The organism is Leptospira licerasiae serovar Varillal str. VAR 010 (assembly GCF_000244755.1).
Lineage (GTDB): Bacteria > Spirochaetota > Leptospiria > Leptospirales > Leptospiraceae > Leptospira_B > Leptospira_B licerasiae.
On record NZ_AHOO02000005.1, the window covers coordinates 861744 to 884807 of the forward strand.

The 23064-nt window shown below is 41.8% G+C and carries 19 protein-coding genes; 12 read left to right on the forward strand and 7 right to left on the reverse strand.

All coding sequences use genetic code 11. From position 1 onward, the window contains the following. Positions 1-76: 76 nt before the first annotated feature. The 6 genes from dnaK (at position 77) to LEP1GSC185_RS04495 (ending at position 5550) form a co-directional block, all read left to right on the forward strand. Complete coding sequence (gene dnaK / locus LEP1GSC185_RS04470; RefSeq protein ID WP_010513885.1) at positions 77-2011, forward strand: molecular chaperone DnaK; 1935 nt, start codon at positions 77-79, stop codon at positions 2009-2011. A gap of 7 nt (positions 2012-2018) precedes the next feature. Then, positions 2019-3143 (forward strand): molecular chaperone DnaJ, encoded by a 1125-nt coding sequence (dnaJ, locus tag LEP1GSC185_RS04475; protein WP_008593849.1) that lies wholly within the window; start codon positions 2019-2021, stop codon positions 3141-3143. A 21-nt stretch (positions 3144-3164) separates the two neighbouring features. Then, entirely contained in the window at positions 3165-4124 is a 960-nt protein-coding gene (locus LEP1GSC185_RS04480; protein WP_008594689.1) for a Gfo/Idh/MocA family protein, read from the forward strand. Positions 4125-4133: 9 nt separating this feature from the next. Next, positions 4134-4688 (forward strand): YqgE/AlgH family protein, encoded by a 555-nt coding sequence (locus LEP1GSC185_RS04485; RefSeq protein WP_008593606.1) that lies wholly within the window; start codon positions 4134-4136, stop codon positions 4686-4688. A 3-nt stretch (positions 4689-4691) separates the two neighbouring features. Beyond that, positions 4692-5198, forward strand: coding sequence for a DUF2721 domain-containing protein (locus LEP1GSC185_RS04490; RefSeq protein WP_008594385.1), 507 nt, complete (start codon positions 4692-4694; stop codon positions 5196-5198). 61 nt (positions 5199-5259) lie between these two features. Then, positions 5260-5550: a hypothetical protein gene (locus tag LEP1GSC185_RS04495; protein ID WP_008595743.1), complete on the forward strand. Its 291-nt coding sequence runs from the start codon at positions 5260-5262 to the stop codon at positions 5548-5550. 78 nt (positions 5551-5628) lie between these two features. Here LEP1GSC185_RS04495 and LEP1GSC185_RS04500 read toward each other — a convergent pair whose 3' ends face one another. Beyond that, positions 5629-8169 carry an ABC transporter permease gene (locus LEP1GSC185_RS04500; protein ID WP_008596450.1) on the reverse strand — a complete coding sequence of 847 codons (2541 nt, stop codon included), beginning with the start codon at positions 8167-8169 and terminating at the stop codon, positions 5629-5631. Then, a complete protein-coding gene (locus LEP1GSC185_RS04505) occupies positions 8166-8885 on the reverse strand; it encodes an ABC transporter ATP-binding protein (RefSeq protein WP_008594515.1) in 720 nt (239 codons plus the stop codon). Before LEP1GSC185_RS04505 ends, LEP1GSC185_RS04500 begins: the two co-directional genes overlap by 4 nt. Positions 8886-9187: 302 nt before the next feature. On the opposite strand from LEP1GSC185_RS04505, the gene LEP1GSC185_RS04510 reads away from it, so the two are divergent. Both LEP1GSC185_RS04510 and leuS read left to right on the forward strand, forming a co-directional pair. Continuing rightward, positions 9188-9376, forward strand: a complete 189-nt coding sequence (locus LEP1GSC185_RS04510) for a PIN domain-containing protein (RefSeq protein WP_033271995.1) — start codon at positions 9188-9190, stop codon at positions 9374-9376. 283 nt (positions 9377-9659) lie between these two features. After that, positions 9660-12248 (forward strand): leucine--tRNA ligase, encoded by a 2589-nt coding sequence (gene leuS / locus LEP1GSC185_RS04515; protein WP_008595668.1) that lies wholly within the window; start codon positions 9660-9662, stop codon positions 12246-12248. A 119-nt stretch (positions 12249-12367) separates the two neighbouring features. On the opposite strand, the gene LEP1GSC185_RS04520 is transcribed toward leuS, so the two are convergent. From LEP1GSC185_RS04520 to LEP1GSC185_RS04540, 5 genes are all read right to left on the reverse strand, one after another. Then, a complete protein-coding gene (locus tag LEP1GSC185_RS04520; RefSeq protein WP_008594570.1) occupies positions 12368-13456 on the reverse strand; it encodes an LIC10486 family protein in 1089 nt (362 codons plus the stop codon). 38 nt (positions 13457-13494) lie between these two features. Beyond that, complete coding sequence (locus LEP1GSC185_RS04525; RefSeq protein WP_008593546.1) at positions 13495-14229, reverse strand: hypothetical protein; 735 nt, start codon at positions 14227-14229, stop codon at positions 13495-13497. 99 nt (positions 14230-14328) lie between these two features. Beyond that, the gene (gene thrC, locus LEP1GSC185_RS04530; RefSeq protein WP_008594947.1) at positions 14329-15681 is read right to left on the reverse strand and encodes a threonine synthase; all 1353 of its coding nucleotides are present in this window, start codon (positions 15679-15681) and stop codon (positions 14329-14331) included. 3 nt (positions 15682-15684) lie between these two features. Further along, the gene (locus LEP1GSC185_RS04535) at positions 15685-16677 is read right to left on the reverse strand and encodes an SPFH domain-containing protein (RefSeq protein ID WP_008595324.1); all 993 of its coding nucleotides are present in this window, start codon (positions 16675-16677) and stop codon (positions 15685-15687) included. 58 nt (positions 16678-16735) lie between these two features. Next, positions 16736-17275: an LIMLP_15305 family protein gene (locus tag LEP1GSC185_RS04540; RefSeq protein WP_008593493.1), complete on the reverse strand. Its 540-nt coding sequence runs from the start codon at positions 17273-17275 to the stop codon at positions 16736-16738. Positions 17276-17442: 167 nt separating this feature from the next. Here LEP1GSC185_RS04540 and LEP1GSC185_RS04545 point away from each other — a divergent pair, with 167 nt between their 5' ends. The 4 genes from LEP1GSC185_RS04545 to LEP1GSC185_RS04560 all read left to right on the forward strand — a co-directional run bounded on the left by LEP1GSC185_RS04545 (position 17443) and on the right by LEP1GSC185_RS04560 (position 23027). After that, entirely contained in the window at positions 17443-18633 is a 1191-nt protein-coding gene (locus tag LEP1GSC185_RS04545) for an acyltransferase family protein (protein ID WP_008594276.1), read from the forward strand. Between the two features lie 28 nt (positions 18634-18661). Beyond that, positions 18662-19258 (forward strand): signal peptidase I, encoded by a 597-nt coding sequence (lepB, locus tag LEP1GSC185_RS04550; protein ID WP_008595030.1) that lies wholly within the window; start codon positions 18662-18664, stop codon positions 19256-19258. A 92-nt stretch (positions 19259-19350) separates the two neighbouring features. Then, positions 19351-21165: a penicillin-binding protein gene (locus tag LEP1GSC185_RS04555; protein WP_008594012.1), complete on the forward strand. Its 1815-nt coding sequence runs from the start codon at positions 19351-19353 to the stop codon at positions 21163-21165. Continuing rightward, positions 21162-23027: a motility associated factor glycosyltransferase family protein gene (locus tag LEP1GSC185_RS04560; protein ID WP_008593624.1), complete on the forward strand. Its 1866-nt coding sequence runs from the start codon at positions 21162-21164 to the stop codon at positions 23025-23027. Before LEP1GSC185_RS04555 ends, LEP1GSC185_RS04560 begins: the two co-directional genes overlap by 4 nt. Positions 23028-23064: the final 37 nt, after the last annotated feature.

The window sequence follows — 23064 nt, forward strand, 5'->3', positions numbered from 1 at the left end:
GTAGCGCCTCGAAAAGAACGAATTAAATCATGAAAACCGCCGAGGGAAGGCTCAGATGGCGGAAGGAGAAACCAAAATGTCAAAAGAGAAGATTATCGGAATCGACTTAGGGACCACAAACTCCTGCGTTTCCGTTATGGAAGGTGGGGACCCGGTAGTAATCCAGAACTCCGAAGGTGCTAGAACTACTCCGTCTATCGTTGCTTTTACTGCAAAGGGAGAAACTTTGGTTGGCCAGTTCGCTAAGAACCAAGCAATTACCAATGCGGTAAATACGATCCGTTCCGCTAAAAGATTTATAGGACGTAGATTCAACGAAGCTGAACAAGAAATGAAGCACGTTTCCTATAAAGTGATCCGTAGCGGAAACGATGGATTAAAATTCGAAACTGCTAACGGTGAGTTCACCGCCCAGGAGATCTCTGCTCGAGTTCTTCAGAAGATGAAACAAACTGCAGAAGATTACCTTGGCCAAAAAGTAACCAAGGCAGTGATCACAGTTCCGGCTTATTTCAATGACGAACAACGTCAGGCTACTAAGGATGCGGGAAGGATCGCAGGCTTAGAAGTAGAGAGGATCATCAACGAGCCAACGGCTGCTGCACTTGCTTACGGTTTCGATAAAAAGAAGAGTAATGCTAAGATCGCCGTTTACGACTTGGGTGGGGGAACCTTCGACGTTTCTATCCTTGAGTTGGGAGACGGAGTATTCGAAGTTAAATCCACTAATGGTGACACTCACTTAGGTGGGGACGATTTCGATATGGTCATCATGGAATGGATGATCGAGGAATTCAAAAAACAATACGGGATCGATATCTCTCAAGATAAAAATACCGTACAACGTTTGAAGGAAGCTGCCGAGAAGGCGAAGATCGAACTTTCTGGAACCATGTCCACACAAGTGAACCTTCCGTTCATCACTGCCGATGCAACCGGACCAAAACACTTGGATATGAATCTTACAAGAGCTAAGTTCGATCAGTTGACCGGCCGTTTGGTAGAAAGAACTCGTATTCCATGTGAGAACGCTTTGCGTGACGCAGGCTTAAAAGCTTCCGACATCGACGAAGTGATATTAGTGGGGGGATCCACTCGTATCCCTGCAGTGCAGGAACTTGTAAAAGGAATTTTTGGAAAAGAACCGAATCGTTCCGTAAACCCTGACGAAGTAGTGGCAATCGGTGCCGCTATCCAAGGTGGAGTTTTAGCGGGAGAAGTTTCAGACGTTCTTCTTTTGGATGTTACTCCGCTTTCTCTCGGTATCGAGACTTTGGGCGGTGTGATGACCAAGTTGATCGAAAGAAATACTACGATCCCTACTAAAAAATCTCAGGTGTTCTCTACTGCTGCGGACAATCAAAATGCGGTTTCTATCCATGTTCTCCAAGGAGAAAGGGATATGGCTGCAGGTAACCGTACGCTCGGAAGATTCGATCTAATCGGGATTGCACCTGCACCTAGAGGAGTTCCTCAAATCGAAGTTACATTCGATATAGATGCGAACGGTATCGTACATGTTTCCGCAAAAGATCTGGGAACCGGTAAAGAACAAAAGATACGTATTGAATCCTCTTCCGGACTAAGTGAAGACGAGATTTCTAAAATGGTAAAAGATGCGGAAGCTCACGCTGCTGCAGACAAGGCCGCTAGAGAACTTGTGGAAGCTAAGAACGAGTTGGATACCATCACTTATTCTTTGGAAAAAGCGGTTACTGACGCGGGAGACAAACTTTCCGACAGCGAAAAACAATTGGCGAATGACGAGATCAAACGTGCAAGAGAAGCGATCGAATCTGGGGATATCGGTCGTATTAACGCTGCGAAAGAGTCCATCACTAAGAGAGCTTCGGAAATAGGTTCTAAAATTTATTCCCAAGGCGCTCCAGGTCAGGAAGCAGGCCCAGGACCTAACGGTGCGGGACCAGGAGAAGGTGCCGACAATTCCCAAGCAAAGGAAGAAAAGGTCGTGGACGCCGACTATACCGTAGTGGACGATGAGAAAAAGTAACTAAGACATGAGTGACAAAAGTTACTACGATATCCTCGGAGTTTCCAAAACCGCGACTGACGAAGAGATCAAGTCCGCGTATCGGAAGTTAGCTATCAAATATCACCCTGATAAGAATCAGGGTGATAAGGCTGCAGAAGAGAAATTTAAGGAAGCTACCGAGGCTTACGAAGTTTTAAGAGACGCTAATAAACGTCGCATGTACGACCAGTACGGCAAGGCCGGAGTGGGTGCAGGCGCTCAAGGCGGATTCGGTGGAGGAGCATATACAGACTTCTCCGATATCTTCGGTGATTTCGGAGATATCTTCGGCGATTTCTTCGGAGGTGGAGGAGGGAGAGCCGGGGGCGGCGCTCGTAGGTCCGGTCCTCAACGTGGCTCAGATCTTCGTTATAATCTAGAAGTTACCCTGGAAGACGCGAGCCTAGGCAGGGAATACAAAATCGAGATCCCAAGATTAGAAACTTGCGTAGATTGCGGTGGTTCCGGCGCAAACAAGGGAAGTACTCCTCAGACCTGTCCGGACTGTGGAGGCTCGGGACAAATCCGTAGATCCCAGGGATTTTTCTCAGTGGCGACTACCTGCGGTACTTGTCGTGGAAAAGGTACAATCATCTCTAACCCATGCAAGACCTGTCATGGACAAGGCCTAGTAGAAAAAAGACGTACTATCAATATTAAGATCCCACCTGGCATAGAATCCGGTAGCAGACTAAAAGTTTCCGGAGAAGGAGAAGCAGGACCAAACGGTGGTCCTCATGGCGATCTGTATGTGGTAACACATATTAAGAAACATGAATTATTTGAGCGCCAAGCAAACGACTTGATCTTAAATAAAAAGATCAGCCTAACCCAAGCAATCTTAGGCGGGGATATAGAAGTCCCAACCATTGACGGCAAAAAGGTGAAGATGAAAATTCCGGAAGGAACCGAGTCAGGCCAAGTGTTCCGTTTAAAAGGTCATGGTATTCCGTATCTAGGCGGGTATGGAAAAGGGGACCAACATGTGATCGTACGCATTGAGATCCCTAAAAAACTGACTAGACGACAAAGAGAATTGATCGAAGAATTTGCCCGTGAGTCTGGAGAATCCGTTTCAGGTTCCAAGGGTAAGATTTTTACGAATAAGTAATACCTACAAAAAGGAAGTTTCATGACTAACAAAGTCAAGATCGGAGTAATCGGGACAGGCCATATGGGCCAATACCACGTAAACGTGGCGAAAACGTTAAGCGATGCGGAGTTGATCGGTATTTACGACTCGGATTCCGAAAGAGCTACTCAAATGGCGGAAAAGCATAAAACTTCCGCCTTTTCCACTGTAGACGATCTGATCAAACATACCGATTCGGTTATCATTGCGGTGCCTACATTCTTGCATCATGAGATCGGCAAAAAGGCACTTCTCGCAGGCAAACATGTTTTGGTAGAGAAACCGATCGCTGAAACTTTAGAGCAAGCAAAAGAGTTAGTGGAACTCGCTTCTAAAAACAATCTGGTCTTACAAGTTGGTCACGTAGAACGTTTTAACGGTGCGGTCCTCGAACTTGGCAAGATCGTGACCGAACCTCTGTTAATCGAATCCAGAAGATTAGCCCCTTTTAATCCTAGAATTAAGGATGTGGGAGTAGTTCTGGATATGATGATCCACGATATCGACATTGTTTTGAATCTAGTAAAATCTCCCGTCAAATATCTAAGTGCAGTGGGTACCAAAGTGGTTTCCGGTCACGAGGATATTGCATCCGTTATTCTTCATTTCGAGAACGGCGCGATCGCCAATATTTCAGCGAGCAGAAATACACAATCCAAAATTAGGACCCTGAATATCACTCAAAAAGACGTGTACATCACATTGGATTTTAGCGACCAAGAGATCGAGCTTCATAGACAAGCGACTTCGGACATTTTACTTAGGACCGGAGAGATCAAGTATCGACAAGAATCCATTGTGGAAAAGATCTTTGTTCACAAGGATAACCCTTTAAAACAGGAACATGAACATTTTGTAAAATGTATCCTAAAAGAAACGGAACCTTTAGTAGATGGAAGATCCGATATCCAAACTCTGGAGATCGCGTACAGAATTTTGAAAGAGATACATAAAAACTGATCGGGTATTATGGAAAACGGATTCGGCGGAAAAGTATTAATCTCTAATTCATCAATCGTAACGGATTATTTTAATCGCACTGTGATCCTCATGGTCGAACATGATCAATCCGGTGCATTCGGTCTAGTTCTTAATAAGAAGATGGACGTTGCATTAAACGAAGTGATCCAAGGAATTCCGGAAGGAATAGACGGTTCTTCTCCGATCTATTCCGGAGGTCCCGTAGATCCTACGTTTGTCTCCATTCTTCATGATAATCCTAAATTAAAACAACCAGGTATCGAAGTTATCCCTGGAGTGTTTCTTGCCAGAAGTTTCGAAGCTTTGGTGGAACTATTAGAACATCCTGATAAAACCAAGTTTAATGTGTACCAAGGATATTCCGGTTGGGGAGCTTCTCAACTAGAAGGTGAGATGGAACGTAAATCTTGGGTAGTTCATGATCCGAATGCCGAATGGATCTTTACGGAAGATCCGGAAGCAACTTGGCAAGAAGCCTTAAAAAGCAAAGGTGGATTATATAAGTATTTCGTAGAACATACGAAAGACCCGATGTTGAATTAGGATATGATCTCTTCTTTGATCGGAACGGATATTTTAGCCGGCATGATCGCTCCAGCAGTTTTAATTTCGGCCAGCGCCAGTTTGATATTTTCTACTGCAAATCGATTGGGTAGAATATTCGATCGAGTTAATTTACTCAAGAATGAGATAGAAGGCGTCGTAGACGGAAAACTTTCTTTTCCAGAAGAAAGACAAGCATATCTCAAAAGACAATTAAAGATCCAAAAAAAGAGGGCTAATCTGATCCAGAGATCAATGGCTGCACTTTATACCGCTACTTTGTTTTTTGTTTCTTCTAGCTTGAGTCTCGGCATTATAGTCGCGGTTTCTAGTCCGGCTTCTTGGGTGGCGACTGGGCTCGCTTTGGTAGGTGGGATCTTCTTATTTATCGCAAGCAGTCTTTTACTCTACGAAAGTAGATATAATTTGAATTTTATCCAAGGCCAGATAGAATTTGCCGAATTTCTAGAAGATAAGGTAGAGAAGAAGTCCGACAACTTCCGGAAATAATTAAAGGCCCGATTTCCAAAGAGATATCTTTCAGTCGGTGCCGAGGGTTAAGGAGTTTTCTTTGAAAAAAGTATTATATTCATTTTCTGTCATATTCTTTTTTGCATCCTTAGGATTTATCCAAAATCTATCCGCAGACGGTTGTTACCTTTGTTCCGTAAATAGTTCAGATGTTTGCAGGGACTATTGCAGATTTTCCGGATCTGATTCTTTCGATACCAGAAAACGTTGCGAGAATAAAGGATGTAAGATCACCGGAACCGCAGCTTGTCCGACCGCTTCCAATTATAAGGTTTGTTCTGTAAGAGTTGATTTTAAACCCGAGGATCTGCTCGCAGGTCGTTTGAAATAATTTATTTCATTCTGCAAGCTATTTCACACTATCCTACTTCCTTATTAATTAAACCGGCCGCGACCAACCGGTTCTAATTTAAACTTCCTTCAGATAGAGAGTTGGGCTTCTTTTCCATTCGTTCCTTAAGGCACCGAAGTACATTCCTACTACCGCAACGTTCAGAGATATATAAAAAATCCCTATTTCCAACCAAGGAACGCTCGCTCGTATCTCGAATATCATCTCGGACATATAAGAAGAAACTCCCAAGACCAAAACGAAAGCTAGCACGAAGGATAGATTAGCTAAAAATAAAGATTCCGCCAAAAAGTATTTTCGTAAAAATGTTTTGGTTCCGCCAATGATCCTGAGAAGAGAAGTTTCTTCCAATCTTTCCTTTCTGCTTAGCTCTAAGGAAGAAAGGATCAATAGCAGAGAAGATAGAACGATTAATCCAGTCATCCAACGGATCGCAAATGACATCTTTTCCAATATTCCTAAGAAAGACCTAACTGCCTTTTCAGTATCGACAATCGTAAGATTCGGAAATTCGTTAGATAATTCTTTTTGGAGAGAATATCTTGAGTCGGAAGATTCCAGTAAAAATGAACTTAAATAAAACTTAGGAGCCTTCTCCAAGATACCTTTTGAAAACAGGACCACGAAGTTCGGTCTCATGTCAGACCAGTTGACCGTTCTGAAATTTCGGATGGTTCCGGTTACTTCTACCCCGCCAATGGAGAAGGAAAGTTTGTCTCCTAATTCCACTTTTAGATTTTTGGAAAATTCCTTTTCGACTGAGATCTGGTCTTCTTCTCCTTTTCTCCAAAAATCTCCATCCGTGACATTTTCCGTTGGATATAAATTCTCTCTATAAGATAGGAAATATTCTCTGGTCCTTGCAGTGGATCTCCAATCTCTTCTAAGAGCGGAAAGTTCCATATCTTCTTTTTTAACTAACTCACCGTTTACATGTGTGAGTCTTGCTCCTATCACAGGTGCAGTTAAAAGTTTTTCTACTTTATACTTCTCAGCAGTTTGTTGGAAACTTTCCAGTTGTTCCGGTCGTATATCCAACACGAACATATTCGGTCTTCTTTCCTTATCTTTTGCTCCGCTATATTCCAATAGACTATCGCTTAAAAAAATGCTGAGTAATAGAACGAAAACGGAAGAGCCTAATCCAACAGAAACCCAAGAAAGTCCAGTTCTAGGTCTGTCTAATTTTCGTAATGCCATTCTCACACTTGCGGAGAATTCGGATCTTTGTAATAAAAACCGGATCGCAAAACGTATTCCTAAAATTCCAAGATACATTACCACAGGTAAGAAGAGCAGAGTTGCACAAAGGATCAATCCTTTGATCCAATCTCCGGTTTCCCACCAGGCGAGTACGAAAAATAATCCGAACACAGCAATGAATGAGATCGACTGCCTTAATTTCAATTTCGGAACAGAAGAAAGTTCATTTGCAAAATCCGATTTAAGAGCGTACATCGGACTTAGATTTCGAGTAGTGGAAAGACTTTCCCAGGCAGAAACTAATGGAACCACCCAAGCTAGCACAAACGCCCAGAAAAATGCTTTTAGGTCCGGTATCAACTTCGGTTCGAAAAGGAATTCCTTATCCGCCATATTCGGGATCTGAGTTTGTAAAAAACTTCCGAATAAAAATCCTAATATTGCTCCAACCGTGGATAATATTAAAAGTTCGGAAAGTACAAGACCTAAAACTAGGTTTGGTCCTGCGCCTAAACATTTATAAACTGCGAATGTAGTGGATTTTGATCTAACGACCGCTCTGCTTGTTAGAAGGATAGAAATCCCACCTAGAAAGAATGCGCATAATGCCAATAAGGAAAAGAAATCTAATGTGTTTGTCAGGAATTTTTGGGATCCTGAATTTGCTTCCGTACTTTCGTATAGGATCAGGTCGTTCTTGGCGAATTCCGAAAATTTACTTTTTTTGAATACATTTGCGTCTGTTCCGTTAGGAAGAAGGATCGGCACCTGGTAACTTATCCTAGAACCTCTCTGTTCTAATCCTGTTTCCTCTAAAGATTCCTTTTTTATAATGGAACTAGGCGCCATGGAGAGAAAGTTTCCCGCCATGCCAGGTTCTTTTAAGATACTTCCCTTTAAGATAAAGTTACTTTCTCCTAATTGAACCTTTGAGCCGATCTTAAGTTTTAAGTTTTTGATCAGCCCGCTTTCTAAGAGTATTTCTCCAGGTCTTAATTTGCGAAAAAGGCCTTTAGGCTCCGTTTCTAATTCCCCAAAATATGGATAATCGCCTCGGATCGCTTTGATCAACGATAAGCTGGAATCTTGGGAATCTGGGTTTCGGAGCATTGAAGGGAATTGAACTAATTCGGATAATTTGCTTCCTTTTGGCAATTCCCTCAAAAGAAACGCTGTTTGTTCAGGGGTAAGCGGGGAAGGGCTCGTAACCACCAGATCCGAACCCATGATATTTTTGGCCTCTCTGATAATAGATGAGGTAAATTGATCCCTATACGAATGAACTGCGAGAACGGCTCCGGTCCCGATCGTGATTGCAAGAATGATCTGCAACGAAGATGTTTTTTTAGAAAAGATCTCTCGGAACATTACCCTTAAAAAGAATCTAATATTCATTTTTTCTTCCTGGATGCGGTCTTTTTAACGGTAGCTTTAGGCTTTGCACCGTTTAAGATCACTCCATCTCTCATTTCTAAGATCCTATCAGCCATGGAAGCGACTTTAGGATCATGAGTAACAACTAACAAAGTGGATTTACGATCCCTATTCAGTTGTTTTAGAAGAGACATTATGTTTTCACCGTTCTTCTTATCTAAGTTTGCAGTAGGTTCGTCCGCAAAAAGTAGTTTAGGTTCATGTATAAAAGAGCGAGCGATCGCTACTCTTTGTTCTTCTCCACCTGATAGCTGGCTCGGGAAGTTATGTGCTCTATGTGCAATACCGACCTTCTCCAACCAATACATAGCTTTTTCATGTATCACTTTTTCGGAAAGGTTTGTTGTCAAAGCAAGAGGAAGAGAAACGTTTTCTAAGGCGTTTAACGTTTTGATTAGTTGAAAATTTTGGAATACAAAACCTATCCGCTCTCCTCTGATCTTTGCCAACTCATCTTCCGACTTATCAAATAGAGAGATCCCATCCAAAAGTACTGATCCTGAATCAGCTTTATCTAATCCAGCGGAAACGGCGAGTAATGTGGACTTGCCTGAACCGGAAGGACCTATCACTGCAACGAATTCTCCAGACTTTACATGAAATGAAACATCTTTTAATACGTTAAATGTTTGGTCTGCAACTGTGTAAGACTTGTTTAAGCCTGATATTGATAACAACTGATTACCTTCCTTTCGTTTTGACTGACCTAAACTCGGCACTTGACAGGAAATTTATTTTTACCTGAAAAAAACCGCACTTGAAAATCTATTCCAAATAAAACCGCGCTCAGAATTTTTTTCAAAAAAATTGCGGTCATTTTCACAAACATCCAACCTAATTTTTTTTGACTCTAGAGTGAGCCGATTTTATAAAGTAACTCTCGACGTACGGAGAGAAGTTCCGAAAGCAAGTATCAATCTTCGGACTTATTTACACTCCGTAAATAAAAAGACATTCGATGGAATTTTCTGGGAGCAAAATGCAATTATTAGCAGTGACGGATTTGAACGAAGAAGAAGCGGAACTTACACAAGCGCAAAGTAAGCAATATACATGTAAAGGATGCGGTAAAGAAACACCGAATCTCTTTCAGTACGACCTATGTCGAGATTGTTTGAACCAAACATTTCGTCGATTGATCAAGGTTATTGACTCAGTACGTAAATAAGTCAGATCCACATCCAATATTTTTGTCCGTTTTCTAAGCAAGAGCTTAGAATATCACTCCCAGAGAAAGCCGGTTTCCCTCCGGCTTTCTTCATTTCGGACCCGAATTGATGTCATAGGTTCCCGAGAATTTAAAAACACTTCTTCTAGTAACAAATCCTAATGGCTTTTTTCTTCCTAAAAGGAAAGAAACCTTTCTAATTCTAGAATTTTCAGCTCTATAATCGCCCTCCAGTATAACAAAAAAGAATTGGATTCTAGGCCGGAGGAAAAAACTTCACGGTATGGACTATCCGTTTCGGAAAATTGAATCAAAATGGCAAGATTATTGGGAAAAGAATTCTTCCTTTCGAACGGATCTACGCTCGTCTAAACCAAAGTTCTATTGTTTGGATATGTTTCCCTATCCCTCGGGTGCGGGATTACACGTTGGTCATCCCGAAGGCTATACCGCTACGGACATTATTTCTCGTTACAAGAGAATGAAAGGTTTTGAAGTACTGCATCCTATGGGGTGGGATGCATTCGGTCTCCCTGCGGAAAGATATGCAATGCAGACCGGAATACATCCTGCCATCACTACAAAGCAGAATGTGGACAATTTCAGAAGACAGATCAAATTGATCGGTCTTTCCTATGATTGGGACAGGGAAATTTCCACCACAGATCCGAAATATTACAAATTTACCCAGTGGATCTTCCTGAAGTTATACGATTCCTGGTATGATGCCCAGTCTTCCAAAGCAAAGCCTATCTCTGAATTAGTTCAAAAGCTCGAATCCAAAGGCTCAGAAGGATTTGAGGACCTCGAAACCTTCTCCGCAAAAGATTGGAAAGATTTTTCAAATGCAAAGAAAGAAACCATTCTTTCACAATTCCGCTTAGTATATCAGGCGGAGATACCGGTAAACTGGTGCCCAGGCCTCGGAACAGTTCTCGCAAACGAAGAAGTAGAAGAATGGGTCGGTAAAGGTTACGAAGTAGTTCGTAAACCTATGAGACAGTATATGATGCGTATCACTGCATATGCGGAAAGATTGTTAGAGGACCTTTCTTTAGTTTCTTGGCCAGGCTCTACACTTGAGATGCAGAAAAACTGGATCGGAAAGAGCGAAGGTTTGGAAATCATATTTCCTTTTGATCCTTCTTCCCCGCAAAACGGTATCAAAGTGTATACTACTCGTCCTGATACCATATTTGGGGTAAGTTATATGGTGCTTGCTCCGGAACATCCTTTGGTGGATACGATTACTTCCAAAGAACAATGGGAGAAGGTACAGGAATATAAAAAGACCTCCGCTTTAAAAAGTGATCTAGATAGAACTGAACTTTCCAAAGAAAAGTCAGGCGTATTCACCGGAGCTTATGTTTTAAATCCTGCAGATACTTCTAAAAAGATCCCAGTATGGATCGGCGATTATGTTTTATATGGTTATGGGACCGGTGCGATTATGGCGGTGCCTGCTCATGACCAAAGAGACTATGAGTTTGCAAAAGCTTTCGGGTTGGATATCCTACCAGTGATTGAAGGCGATCTTTCGCAAGGCGCGTTCGATTCCAAAGAATCAGTTTGTATCAATTCTTCTTCTTCCGAAGTGTCGATTAACGGTCTGAAATATAAGGAAGCATTTTCCAAAACTGCTGATTGGGCTGAGAAAAAAGGAATCGGAAGAAGAAAGACCCAATTTAAATTGAGAGACTGGTTATTTGCCCGCCAAAGATACTGGGGAGAACCTATTCCTCTGGTCCATTATCCCTCCGGAGTTACAAAGGCAGTTTCGGAATCGGAACTTCCATTAGAACTTCCTAATTTATCAGAATTTAAACCTTCCGGAACCGGAGAATCTCCTCTTGCTTTAGCTGGAGATTGGTTGAAATATAAAGATCCGGAAACAGGCGAGATCGGGACCAGAGAAACAAATACTATGCCTCAATGGGCAGGTTCTTGTTGGTATTATCTGCGTTATATAGATCCTGAAAATCCGGATAAGTTTGTGGACGCGAACTTGGAAAAAGCATGGATGCCAGTGGATCTATATGTGGGTGGAGCGGAACATGCGGTTCTTCACTTACTATATTCGCGCTTTTGGCATAAGGTATTATTCGATCTAGGTTATGTAACTACTCCGGAACCTTTCAAAAAACTGGTTCACCAAGGTTTGATCTTAGGCGAGGACAAAAGAAAAATGTCCAAGTCTTTAGGGAACGTGATCAATCCGGACGAAGTGGTTACGAATTTCGGAGCGGATAGTTTACGTCTTTTTGAAATGTTTATGGGGCCGTTCGAAATGGTAAAACCTTGGAGCACCAGAGGTGTCGAAGGCGTATTCCGTTTCTTGAATCGTGTTTGGAGATTGTATCATTCAGGTGCAGAAGAGTCTTTCCGTTTAGAAGATATTGAGCCGAACGAAGATGAATTGAAGATCCTTCACAGAACCATCAAAAAAGTGGACGATGATATTAATAATTTTTCATTCAATACCGCTATCTCTCAGTTAATGATCTTTGTGAACGAATTGACTCCGAGCCAACGTAGACCTCGCAAGATCCTAGAACCGTTCTTACTTTTGATCGCTCCATTTGCTCCTCACTTGGCAGAAGAACTTTGGTCCTTGGCAGGAAAGCCTGATTCATTGACTTACCAAGGTTTTCCGGTTTATGAGGAAAAATACCTAACTGACGACGAGATCATGATCGTGGTCCAGGTAAACGGAAAGTTAAGAGCAGAATTCAAGGCAGCGAAAGAGATTGCGGGGGACGAAGCGATTAAGATCGCAAAGTCTTTGGATAAGGTTCAAGTCTTTTTGGATGGAAAACAGATCCGAAAAGAGATCTACGTTCCTGGAAAACTTGTGAACTTAGTAGTTGGGTGATTTGATTTGGTAGCGTGTGTAGGAACTCCTACACGCGGATTCGCTAATTAATAACAAGTTGTTGGAATTCCAACAACGCGGCGATCATAACTAAGTCTGCGAATAAAGCGCAGGCTATCTTATTTCAATAGAATAAACGCCAATAATCCTACTAACAGAACCACTCCAACCAAGATCGCGTAGTTAAGGGTATTATTTCCTTCGGATTGTTTTGCACCCATTCCTGCAGGACGAGGAGCGTTAGCCGCGGTTTTTGGTCTGGCAAGACGAACAGGTCGTTCTTCGAACGCTTGTAAAAGGACTCCTGCAGGGCCTTTTGCAAAAATATGATATTCATTTTTTCCGGAAGCGATCGCTACGAAAGAACCGATCACTGGTTTTACATTCCCGTCTTTGTCCATTGCTCCCAGAGTTTTAGCTAATGCCTTCTCTTCAGGAGAAACGGAAGGAAGTTGTAGTAAGATCTTGTCCCCTTCGTTCAGATCATCGAAGTCTATTCCATTTACAGGCGACAGGATGGTCTTAGCTTGTACCACTCTTCCGAAACCTTTTCGAATGGTTTCGATTTGGCGCATTACTGCGGCCTTTTCGGGATCTAAATTTTCTACCGGAGCGCCGGTTCCTTCAGCAGGTTCTTCAGGCGGTTTGGGAATGGATTGGATGATACCTGCAAAAAAACTTTTGCCTCTGCATTTCAAACTAGATACGTATTCCACATCCGCTTGGATACGTATCATATTGATTTTCATCGCGCTTTTGATCTGGTTCTCCAGCATGTTAACAAGAGCCGCAGTATCATTACGATCCCACATTGGATAATATTGTTCTAATATTTGTTTTGTTAATTTAGTATGAAGAATTCTTCCTACTTGGTCGGACAACCCCGGATCCGGGGCTTCTTGTCTAGCTGCTTCCGCAATATCGTGCGAGATTTGGCCGAAATCTTCGAATGTCCTGATCTTTCGGATCACGGAAGAGTTGGAGAATAAGGAATATAATTCTAAAAATTCGTTCTTATATCTGGATAATAATCCTAAAACTACGCCTGCTTTGTTCTCAACATCGATCCTTAATTTTAAAAGATAGGCATCTTTGATTTTTCCTTGGATAAGTTCGATCGCTTGTTCTTCCGTATGAACGGATTCCAAGGCAAGGTTCATTTGATTTGCCTGTTCTTGGAGTTTACTTGTCTGAGGATTTTGTTCCATATTGCTAAAGACCTAACTGTAGTAAGGAGAACTTTAGGTCATGTTAAGCCGCTAGCCTTTTCTTGTAACCATTTTTGGTATCTTTGTCTTCTGGGCACATAATTCTGATCCAAGGGGATTTCGACTCTCGCAACAGTTCTATTCTCCGCTTGGCGACTGTAGATCGTAAACAAATGGCGGTCATAGCCGCTTTGGGCTACTAGGATCTCCACCATTGTGATACCCATACCCGCACCTTCCGTGGTATCACCATATTTCATATAGTACTCAAATAGATTGTCAAATTCTTTAGAATGAACGAACTTCTCTCGGATCCTTTTCTCTTCTCGGACTGCAAGGGTGAAATTATTTTGAACGAACAGGATGATCCGGTCCGAACTGAAGCTAAGAGTAACTTTTACAAATAGGCCATGCTCTTTCATTTTCCTACGATAGTAGGGAAACTTTCTACTGACTAAATTTTCCTTAAAAGACTCCATTCCCAAATCGTACTGGGAAGGGTCCGCAATATTCAGTCCTAATTCCTTAAATAGAACCCGTTTAATTGCAGCCTTGGTCGCATTTACGATCAGCTCTTTTGCGGAGGTAAATATTAGTTCGGTCAAATCCTCTCTTTTGTATTTAGCGAGGACGGTTTGGATGATATGTTTGAGCTTATTTTCGCCCCGAGTACTCAGGACGTAGGTAATGATAGAAATTGGCTCTTCTTTTTTTACGGCCGTCTCGACCTCGAAGAGGAATTCTTGGGGAAGTTCCTCGATTCCCTCGTACATTTGGATTCTCGATTATATGGACCCCGGCGCGCTTACGAGAAAAAAACGAAATACGCCCGGGAAAAAAGAACGGGAATTTCCGGTGGAAAATGAAAAATTTTAACCTTTCATTTGTAGAAAACCGCTGATTTCGTCCATTACGGCTCCTACTTCCGGTTTGCAGGATCGAATAACGTTAACCAATTTCTGGTCGGTTCCTGGAATTTTTCCCTCATGGAATTTAAGTTTAAATTCGGTGAATTTTAAGCCATGAGCGGTAGAAATTACGACTACTTGCTCACCTTTTGAAATGGTTCCCTTGCTCATCAGTTTGTATAAAGCGGCAAGTGCCACCCCTGTATGAGGGTCATTGTACAATCCAAACAGATCGGTTTTGGCAGAAGCTTCCGAAAGTTCCGCTTCACTTGCCTGCTCCACAATCCCATTGAATTTTTTTAATGTACGAATTGCCTTTTGGACTGAGACCGGATTTCCGATCTGAATAGCAGAAGCAAGAGTAGGCTTTGCATCCACTGGGCTGAACTCTTCGAAATTTTTCAGATAAGAAAGATAAAGTGGATTCGCATTTTCCGCTTGGGCCAAAACGATCCTAGGAAGTTTATCGATTAGTCCTAATTCTTTTGCCATCTCGAAACCTGCTCCGAGAGCCGAAACGTTCCCTAAATTTCCACCAGGGATGATTACCCAATCTGGAACCTTCCATTCTAATTGTTGAACGATCTCAGGCGCGATCGTTTTTTGGCCTTCTATACGAAGACTGTTCATTGAGTTCGCAAGATAGATGCCTGCTTCTTTAGTAACTTCTTTAACGATTTTCATACAGCCGTCAAAGTCGGTTTCGAGCGCGATCACTTTTGCACCGTTGGAAACCGGTTGGATCAATTGCGCTTGGGAAACTTTTCCGGCAGGAAGGAAAATGATAGCAGGTATTCCTGCCTTAGCTGCGTAAGAAGCTAAGGCAGCAGAAGTATCTCCGGAACTTGCACAGGCGACCGCTCTTATCTTAACTCCCTTATTCAACATATGTTTTACTTGGGAGAGAAGGACCGTCATGCCCAGATCCTTAAAAGAACCTGTGTGTGAGATCCCACATTGTTTGATCCAAAGACCGCCTAGACCGAAATGTTTGGTAAGCCTTTCCGAATTGAATAGATGTGAGAGACCTTCGCCCGAGCTTACGATCTCAGAATCTTCCACATGAGGAAGAACCCATTCTCTTTTGTTCCAGATCCCCGAGCTGTTCGGAAATTTTACCGAACCCAATCTGGAATCGAATAGGTCCTTCCATTCTTTGCCTGATCTTTCTTTAAGAGCTCCCATATCATGGGAAACTTGGAGAAGGCTTCCACATTTACGACATTCGTATACGATATCATTCAGATCGTAAGTTGCTCCGCAAGAATCGTTGATACAGCGGAATTCCGCTTTCAACTTGGTGAAGGTAAGGCTCATACTTTAGATAGAATTTAGAATGTCCTTTTTTTTGGCATCAAATTCTTCCTGAGAAATCAGTCCTTGGTCCAACATACTCTTGAGTTTTGTGAGTCTTGCTGTCGCATCGTTCTGGTTGGAATTCCCACCGGCATTGTTCTGTCCCATCATACCGGCCATCATATTGCCCATATTCATTCCCATTCCAAGTCCCATACCCGCGGACATTCCTTGTCCTGCATTCCCGCCTTCGTTCTTTGCTGCTGCTTCTCCTATATCCAACATTCTTTTTTGCTGGTACATCCCACCCAAAGCATCGATCTCGAATTTGTCCGCGAGAACCTTTTGGATCTTTTGGAAGTTCGGATCGTTTTGATCGAAGTTGATGGATTGAACAAAAAAATCCAAAACCTCTATCCCATATTTGGAGAAGTCAGGTTGGATCTTTGTCTTTCCTGCAGAAGAAGCTTCTTCTAAATGTTGATTCAGTCGAGTGATAGGCTCTCCCGATTTTAAAACAACTTCCGCAAGAAAATCGCTTAGCCTAGTCACGATCATCGGTCTTAAAAAATTATCCACCTCGTCTTGTGAATAAGCTCCTCTTGCACCGACTACTCCAACTGCAAACGCTTTTGAATCTACGATCTTAATATTGTAGGAACCGTTTGCTCTGACTCCTAATGTGATCGTGTATTTAGGATCTTCTACTTGGATGGGCGCAGGAGTTCCCCATTTTAATTGGATGAGAGCCTTGTTGATATAGACTACTTCGGCAGTGAACGGAGTTTGGCCTCCGAAAGGAAGGTTCACTAATTTTTCCAAAATAGGAACGTTCCCAGTTTTTAAAGTATGAGTTCCAGGTCCGAAAATATCCAGAGCTTTACCCTCTTTAAAGAAGATAGCTTCCTGGCTTTCATTCACTACCAATTGTCCGAAGGTGCTGATATCGTTACGGGGGAATTTCCATAAGATCTCTCCCGGTTTTCCTTCATATTTTATTACGTCTATTAATGCCATAAGAACTCCTTGGAAATATATTATTCACTACTTAACATTCGGCAAATCAAAAATAAGACTATTGTTTTAAGAAGACATCCTTTCTGCTCTTCAAGGCGGAATCAAACTCGTCCAATTCGGATCTAAAACTACTAACCCAATTCCTTACTACGTCCACTGAAACTTCCGGAGGGAAGTTCGGGGATTTCACTTTTGTAGATAATTCCTCAGCATGATGGATCAATGAATAATCCCATTCTGCCAAAGATTCTAACTCTGACTCGGTCGCCTTAAACCCGGTGCCCAATCCGTTTAGACCGTAACTTGCTCCAATAATTTCGTTTTTGAGTCTTTCTACGATGGAAAGTAAGACCTCAGTGGAGCCGATTAGATCCATTCTTCTTTCTCGGACGAAATTTTCTTCGATCCTACGGATAGGCTCTTTGAGAGAATCCAATTTTTTAGCTAATTCGTTTCGAGCGATCCTGTCCGCTTCGTAATATTGATGGTTCTTTAAGACTTCCCCATAAAAAGGGAATGCGGAAAGAAAGGATAAGATCTTTCCCTTCTCCGCTTTGAATCTGGAAACATATTGTGAGATCGGGCTGTTCGAAGTCATGTAAAGAAGAATGATCCGGAATTTCTTCCCAAGCAAGACAAATACTTATCTTTTCGTATCAGATCCGTGAAATCGTAGCTTGGGCCTAAGTATCCCACGGATTTATTTCTTGCTAGCAGATCCGTGAAAAGTTTTTAATTCAATTCAGGAAATAGAATCTCTTCATTATGAAATCCTATATACTGTCTATCTTTGCTTCCAAAAAGGGAGAAATAGAATCATTAAACGGAATCAGGGCGATCGCAATTTTGATGGTAATGACCAACCATCTATGGGTTTCCAAACAGCCGATCATGGGCGAGATGCCTTTTTGGTTATCTTGGTTTGTCGAGAACCAAACCACTATTGTGGACGTATTCTTCGTAATGGGCGGTTTTCTGAATTATGGAGGAATACTCCAATCTTATAAAAGGGAAAACAGTTTTCCTTACCGCAAATTTATAATCAATCGTTCTTTGAGAATACTTCCGGCTTATTATGCTGCGTTAGCTTTTTCTTATTATTATTTTTCTAAACAAGTAGCGGGTCTGAAAAATATACCGAATCCAAATGCTGACTTGGTTTGGTTGATAGATAAAGGACAAAAAGCGCTGGATTATGTTTGGGCCGATGGGGTCTTCTTATCCAACTTCTTTCCCCGAGTTTTGGATGTCGGTTGGTATATTTCCTTAGAGCAGCAGATCTACTTTATTATGGTGGTTCTCGGCCCATTCTTCTTATTCTCTAAAACAAAGAAAGTCAGAGTAATTATATTATCGATCATATATATTATCCCTTTCTTATCTAGATGTTATCTATATTCCAAAGGTCAAATGAATGCAGAAGCGCTTTTTTGGACGGAGAATCGATTCGATTCCATGATCGCAGGAATGCTTTTGGCGGAATATGTGGATTATAGACCGGTTGGAGAAAGTTTAGGTAAACTGAAATATTCTCTGCTCGGGATCACTGCGATCGCATTCATATCAATCTCTTATTCGTTCGATTGGGATCATTTCGTAAGACTTACACTCGCAAATAATTTTTACAATATAGCATTGGCCTTAATCATATACTTGGCGATCCAGAAAGAAGGAATATTCAAAACTATATTAGGGTTACCGATCTTTCGCCCATTGTCCAGGATCACGTTCACGGTATATTTATGGAATATACCTTTGATGGGAATCGCAACTAGATGGGCTCTCAAAGGAGAAACGTTAGTTACCTTAAGCGTGTTACCTAAACTTTATCTGATCTGTTTTGGTTTTACGATCATCGCCGCTTGGCCGATCTTCTTATTGATAGAACAGCCTTTTATTTGGTGGAAAGAAAAACCGAAAGTTTTGGAAAATAAGAACGAGACCAAGACTGCATAGTCTCGTGCAATAAATACGAAATCCTAATATGAAATTCGATTCGGAAATAACTCGTTCGATCAGGCATTCCGCATTCAGTTGGATCAAACTTTCTTTTCCGATCTTATTTGCAATATTCTTCATATTGTATTTTCGGATTTTCGTAATCCAATTCTATTTGATCAGCGGCACAAGTATGATGCCAAGCTATAAAGAGAACGATTGGGTCCTTGTAAAAAAATGGGGATTCCCGGCTCAAATAGGTCCTTGGGTATTATATATTTTAGAACCGGATATAAATAGATTCGATGTGCTCGTCTTGGATGGGATCGGAGCCGAGCTAAGTTTAAAAAGAGTAGTGGGACTTCCGGGAGATTTTTTCAGATTTTCGGAAGGAAGGATTTTGATAAACGATTCTTCCTTAGAGGAACCTTTCTTAAATTCAGGTTACAAGACCCAAGCGCCTTCCGCATCCATTCTACCTGTGATCGGGGTGTCCGGAAATATAGGCATAGGAGATTCGGGCAGGATCCCGCCAGGTTATGTTTTGGTCTTGGGAGATAACCGAGAATTTTCCACGGATTCGAGAAATTACGGCCTAATTCCTTTCAAAAAGTTAAGAGGGAAGGTAATCACCAGTTTTTAAACCGTTATTCCAACTCGGATTTAACTTGTACTAGAAAAGCTCTTTAATCATTCTGAAAAAGACCGAAATTTATTAAAGCGGTTCACTCATCGATGGATTATAACCCTCTCAATCGAAAAAGATTCACTATCTTATTCATCCTATTATGCGTATTCTTCTCGGGGCTTTTGGTCCGAGTCGGCTATTTAGTCTTCTTTAACGACAGAGAGATCGCATTCAAGAATGGAGAAAGAATAGGCCGAGGAGCTATCTACGATAGAAGAGGGATCGAACTCGCGTTGTCCATAGATTCTTCCACGATCGGGATCTATCCTGGTAACGTTTACGATCCGAATTTTACTGCAGTACAAATTTCTCCTTATTTGGATATTCCCCCCGAAAAGATAGAATCTTTGATCCGAGAAAAAAGCAGATACTTCCTTTTGAAGAGAGAGATAGACGATACAACTGCAAGTCGTATCATGGAGATGGCCCTTCCTGGAGTGAGAAGAGAAAGGGAATTTAAAAGAGTTTATCCACACGGAAGTTTGGCAGCTAGTCTTGTCGGCTTTACGGGAATGGACGACGATAAGGCACTCTCAGGTTTAGAATATTATTATAATCAAGAATTGATGACGCCTACCGAGGCGGATCCTACCAGAGGCGCAAATATACATTTGACCCTAGACGGACTTATCCAATTCAAATTAGAGAAAGCTTTAGGAAAAAGATTCGAAGAAGCCGGTGCCAAAAGAGCTGTAGGACTTTTAATGGAGATCCATACCGGAAGAATATTGGCTATGGCTAGTTTTCCTTCTTTCGACCCGAATCGTTACTCAGCTTTTGAAGAATATTCTCATACAAATTGGGCGATCAGGCATGTGTATGAGCCGGGATCCACAATGAAAATTTTCCTGGCAAGTATTCTACTTAACGAAAACTTAATACATCCTAACGAAAAATTCGATTGTCCGGGATACGTGGATTACGGAAAGACAAGGATCAAATGTACACACGTACATGGAAAAGTGAATTTGGAGGAGATCCTACAATATTCCTGCAATGCAGGTATTATAAAAGCAGCCGCAAAGATCCCGAACGATGTACTTTACGAATATATGAAACGATTCCGTTTCGGGGATAGAGCCGGAATCTTGCCGAACGAATCTGTGGGATATATGCCGATCTTGAACAAATGGACGCCAACCACTCCGATGTTCATGGCGATCGGGCAAGGAATTTCAGTAACTCCTATCCAGTTAGTTGCATCCGCTGCTTCCATCGTAAACGGAGGGAGATTCATCACGCCTAGGGTAGTTTCTCATCTCACCGATTCTTATGGAACAGTCCTGCAAGAATACCAATCGGAAGAAACTCCGGTTGGAATCAAAGAATATTCCACCGAAAGATTATTGAAGGCGATGACTAGAGTTGTTCAAGCAGGAACGGGAAAGAACGCATACATACAAGAATATTCTATCGCTGGGAAAACAGGAACGGGACAAAAAGCAGTGTCCGGCCGAGGCTACCAAGATGGATTATGGTCCGCTTCTTTCTTAGGATTTTTTCCCGCAGATAAACCTAAAGTGGTCGGTTTGATCTTATTCGACGAACCTAGAGGGGATAGTCATACTGGAGGAGGGCTTGCCGCTCCGGTATTTAGAGAAGTGGTGGAAAATATTATCCCCATCATAGAGCAGGGAGAAAGAACGGTTAACGTAAATCTTGCTAAGTTGGATAGAAAGCCGCTTACAGGAAAATCGGAGCGTATTCCGGATCTGATGGGAAGAAGTAAGAGAGAAGTGGTGGAATTATTGGCTCCTTTGGGGGTCCCGTATAAACTTCATGGAAGCGGTTTTTGTTATGAACAAGATCCTTCTCCGGGGTCTTCTTACGAGGGAAAAAGGATAAACGTATTTTTCCAATGAAAGAATTTAGGTCGGATTTGCTCGAAAAAAATTTGGCCTCGCTTCGCAGTTTCGCGCCGGAAGCCTTTGAAAGGATAGAATCTGCTCGGATCGATTTCGATATCGTTCCCACAAAAACAGAAGATCCTAGTTTAAAGATCGGTAATGTTCTTCTGCATAGTTCCATGGATCCGCGAAAGGAAGCGGAAAGGCAACTTGCGGATCTGAAAAAAGGAGACGAAGAAAGAGCGTTTTTATTTTTCGGAGCCGGCCTAGGCTATTCCATCCAATATGCATTAGAATTCGATAAAATAATCTGCGTATGGATGGAGCCTTTTCCCGAGATCATTAAGGCGGCATTTTCACTTTTCGATTTTTCTTCTATGATCCTTTCCGGAAAATTAAGGATTTTTCTTCCTCCATATGAAGAATCCGCATTTTACGAGGGTTTCAAAGGGATCTCCGGATACCCCGTTAGTTTTATACCTCATAGAGGAAGTTTGCAGTGGAAACAGGAAGAATACCAAGAACTCCGATTTCGAGCAGAAACGTTCTTTCATAAAAAAGATGTAAACACTGCTACATTGACTAGATTTGAGAAGGTCTGGACCGGAAATTTTATCCGGAATCTTCCCGAACTTGTGGATATGCAACCTATAAACGAATTGTTCGGTTTATGCAGATCCAAAGTGGATGTAGTCGTTTGTGGGGCCGGGCCTTCCCTGTATCTTTCTTTGCAGGAACTGAAAGAATATAGGGAAAACTTTATATTGATCGCAGTAGATACAGCGCTTCTCATTCTGCAAAGATCGGGAATAGATCCGGATCTGGTTTTTAGCGTGGATCCACAGCCGTTGAATTCCAAATATTTAGAAGGATATTCAGGAAAGGCAAAGTTTATATTCGATCCAACTACTTCTTATCACTCATTAAGAATGCCTTATATAGGAAAAAATCATTTTCTGACTTCTTCTCCGTTTCCTTGGATTAAACTTTTGGAGAACGCTTCCGAAAACGGACTTGGAGCAGTTGATTTCGGGGGTTCCGTTTCTACGAATGCTACAAGTCTCGCCGAGAAAATGGAAGCGAGGTCCATTTTACTTTTAGGCCAAGACCTTTCTTTTCCGGGTTCCCAAGCTCATTGTAAGGGAGCGATCTTAGAAGAAAGATTGAACTTTTTAGAGTCGAGAACTCAAAGAAGAGAACATCATAATTATAAACAAATGACTGCTTTGCCTCCTAAGTGGATCGAGTCCATTGAAGGAAAAAGGCTAAGAACAAATGAAAAACTTTTAATTTTTAAAAAATGGTTCGAAGAAAGACAAAAAGATCGTCCTTGGGTTAACCTGGGAAAAGACGGAGCTAAGTTAGAGGGTATCCGGAATATTACGTTCCAAGATTGGTTTGATCGAAATCCTCCGAATTTTAAAGAGGTATCAGAGGTCAAAGATAAGATCCGGGCCGTCCTTCCCTCTAAGATCAACGGAAAAAAAGTATTAGAAGAATTAACAAAGATCCGAAGCGAGTTAAAAGAATTCGGCGCTCAAGTGAATCTTGGAGAAATCCTTTCCGAAAAAATATACAGCCTTATCCAAGACGGAGAGAAGGATAAAGATTCCATTCGAAAGTCATTATATGATATTTCCTTAATAGATGATCGTATTAGTTCTAAAAAAGGACTCACAGAATTTTTAGGCATCAGTCTGCAAAGAGTGATCTTAGCGATCACAGAAGGATACGATACTGAGCTTACATTGGACGAGAAGAAGAATGAAAGACTTGCAGTCGCGAAAAAGAGCCTTCTTCTTTATTCCGGCCTGAAAAAAAGCACAGAAATGAACCTACAGCTCCTAAGTAAAACAGTGAGGCGTTTTTCCTCTTAAGAAAAGGGGTTTGTTCTCATGTTTAGAAGAAGCTGGT

Excerpts from the sequence above, each read along its gene's own strand:
- dnaK (WP_010513885.1), top strand. The coding sequence starts at position 77 with ATGTCAAAAGAGAAGATTATCGGAATCGACTTAGGGACCACAAACTCC.
- dnaJ (WP_008593849.1), top strand. The coding sequence starts at position 2,019 with ATGAGTGACAAAAGTTACTACGATATCCTCGGAGTTTCCAAAACCGCG.
- LEP1GSC185_RS04480 (WP_008594689.1), top strand. The coding sequence starts at position 3,165 with ATGACTAACAAAGTCAAGATCGGAGTAATCGGGACAGGCCATATGGGC.
- LEP1GSC185_RS04485 (WP_008593606.1), top strand. The coding sequence starts at position 4,134 with ATGGAAAACGGATTCGGCGGAAAAGTATTAATCTCTAATTCATCAATC.
- LEP1GSC185_RS04490 (WP_008594385.1), top strand. The coding sequence starts at position 4,692 with ATGATCTCTTCTTTGATCGGAACGGATATTTTAGCCGGCATGATCGCT.
- LEP1GSC185_RS04500 (WP_008596450.1), bottom strand. The coding sequence starts at position 8,169 with ATGAATATTAGATTCTTTTTAAGGGTAATGTTCCGAGAGATCTTTTCT.
- LEP1GSC185_RS04510 (WP_033271995.1), top strand. The coding sequence starts at position 9,188 with ATGCAATTATTAGCAGTGACGGATTTGAACGAAGAAGAAGCGGAACTT.
- leuS (WP_008595668.1), top strand. The coding sequence starts at position 9,660 with ATGGACTATCCGTTTCGGAAAATTGAATCAAAATGGCAAGATTATTGG.
- LEP1GSC185_RS04520 (WP_008594570.1), bottom strand. The coding sequence starts at position 13,456 with ATGGAACAAAATCCTCAGACAAGTAAACTCCAAGAACAGGCAAATCAA.
- LEP1GSC185_RS04525 (WP_008593546.1), bottom strand. The coding sequence starts at position 14,229 with ATGTACGAGGGAATCGAGGAACTTCCCCAAGAATTCCTCTTCGAGGTC.
- thrC (WP_008594947.1), bottom strand. The coding sequence starts at position 15,681 with ATGAGCCTTACCTTCACCAAGTTGAAAGCGGAATTCCGCTGTATCAAC.
- LEP1GSC185_RS04535 (WP_008595324.1), bottom strand. The coding sequence starts at position 16,677 with ATGGCATTAATAGACGTAATAAAATATGAAGGAAAACCGGGAGAGATC.
- LEP1GSC185_RS04540 (WP_008593493.1), bottom strand. The coding sequence starts at position 17,275 with ATGACTTCGAACAGCCCGATCTCACAATATGTTTCCAGATTCAAAGCG.
- LEP1GSC185_RS04545 (WP_008594276.1), top strand. The coding sequence starts at position 17,443 with ATGAAATCCTATATACTGTCTATCTTTGCTTCCAAAAAGGGAGAAATA.
- lepB (WP_008595030.1), top strand. The coding sequence starts at position 18,662 with ATGAAATTCGATTCGGAAATAACTCGTTCGATCAGGCATTCCGCATTC.
- LEP1GSC185_RS04555 (WP_008594012.1), top strand. The coding sequence starts at position 19,351 with ATGGATTATAACCCTCTCAATCGAAAAAGATTCACTATCTTATTCATC.
- LEP1GSC185_RS04560 (WP_008593624.1), top strand. The coding sequence starts at position 21,162 with ATGAAAGAATTTAGGTCGGATTTGCTCGAAAAAAATTTGGCCTCGCTT.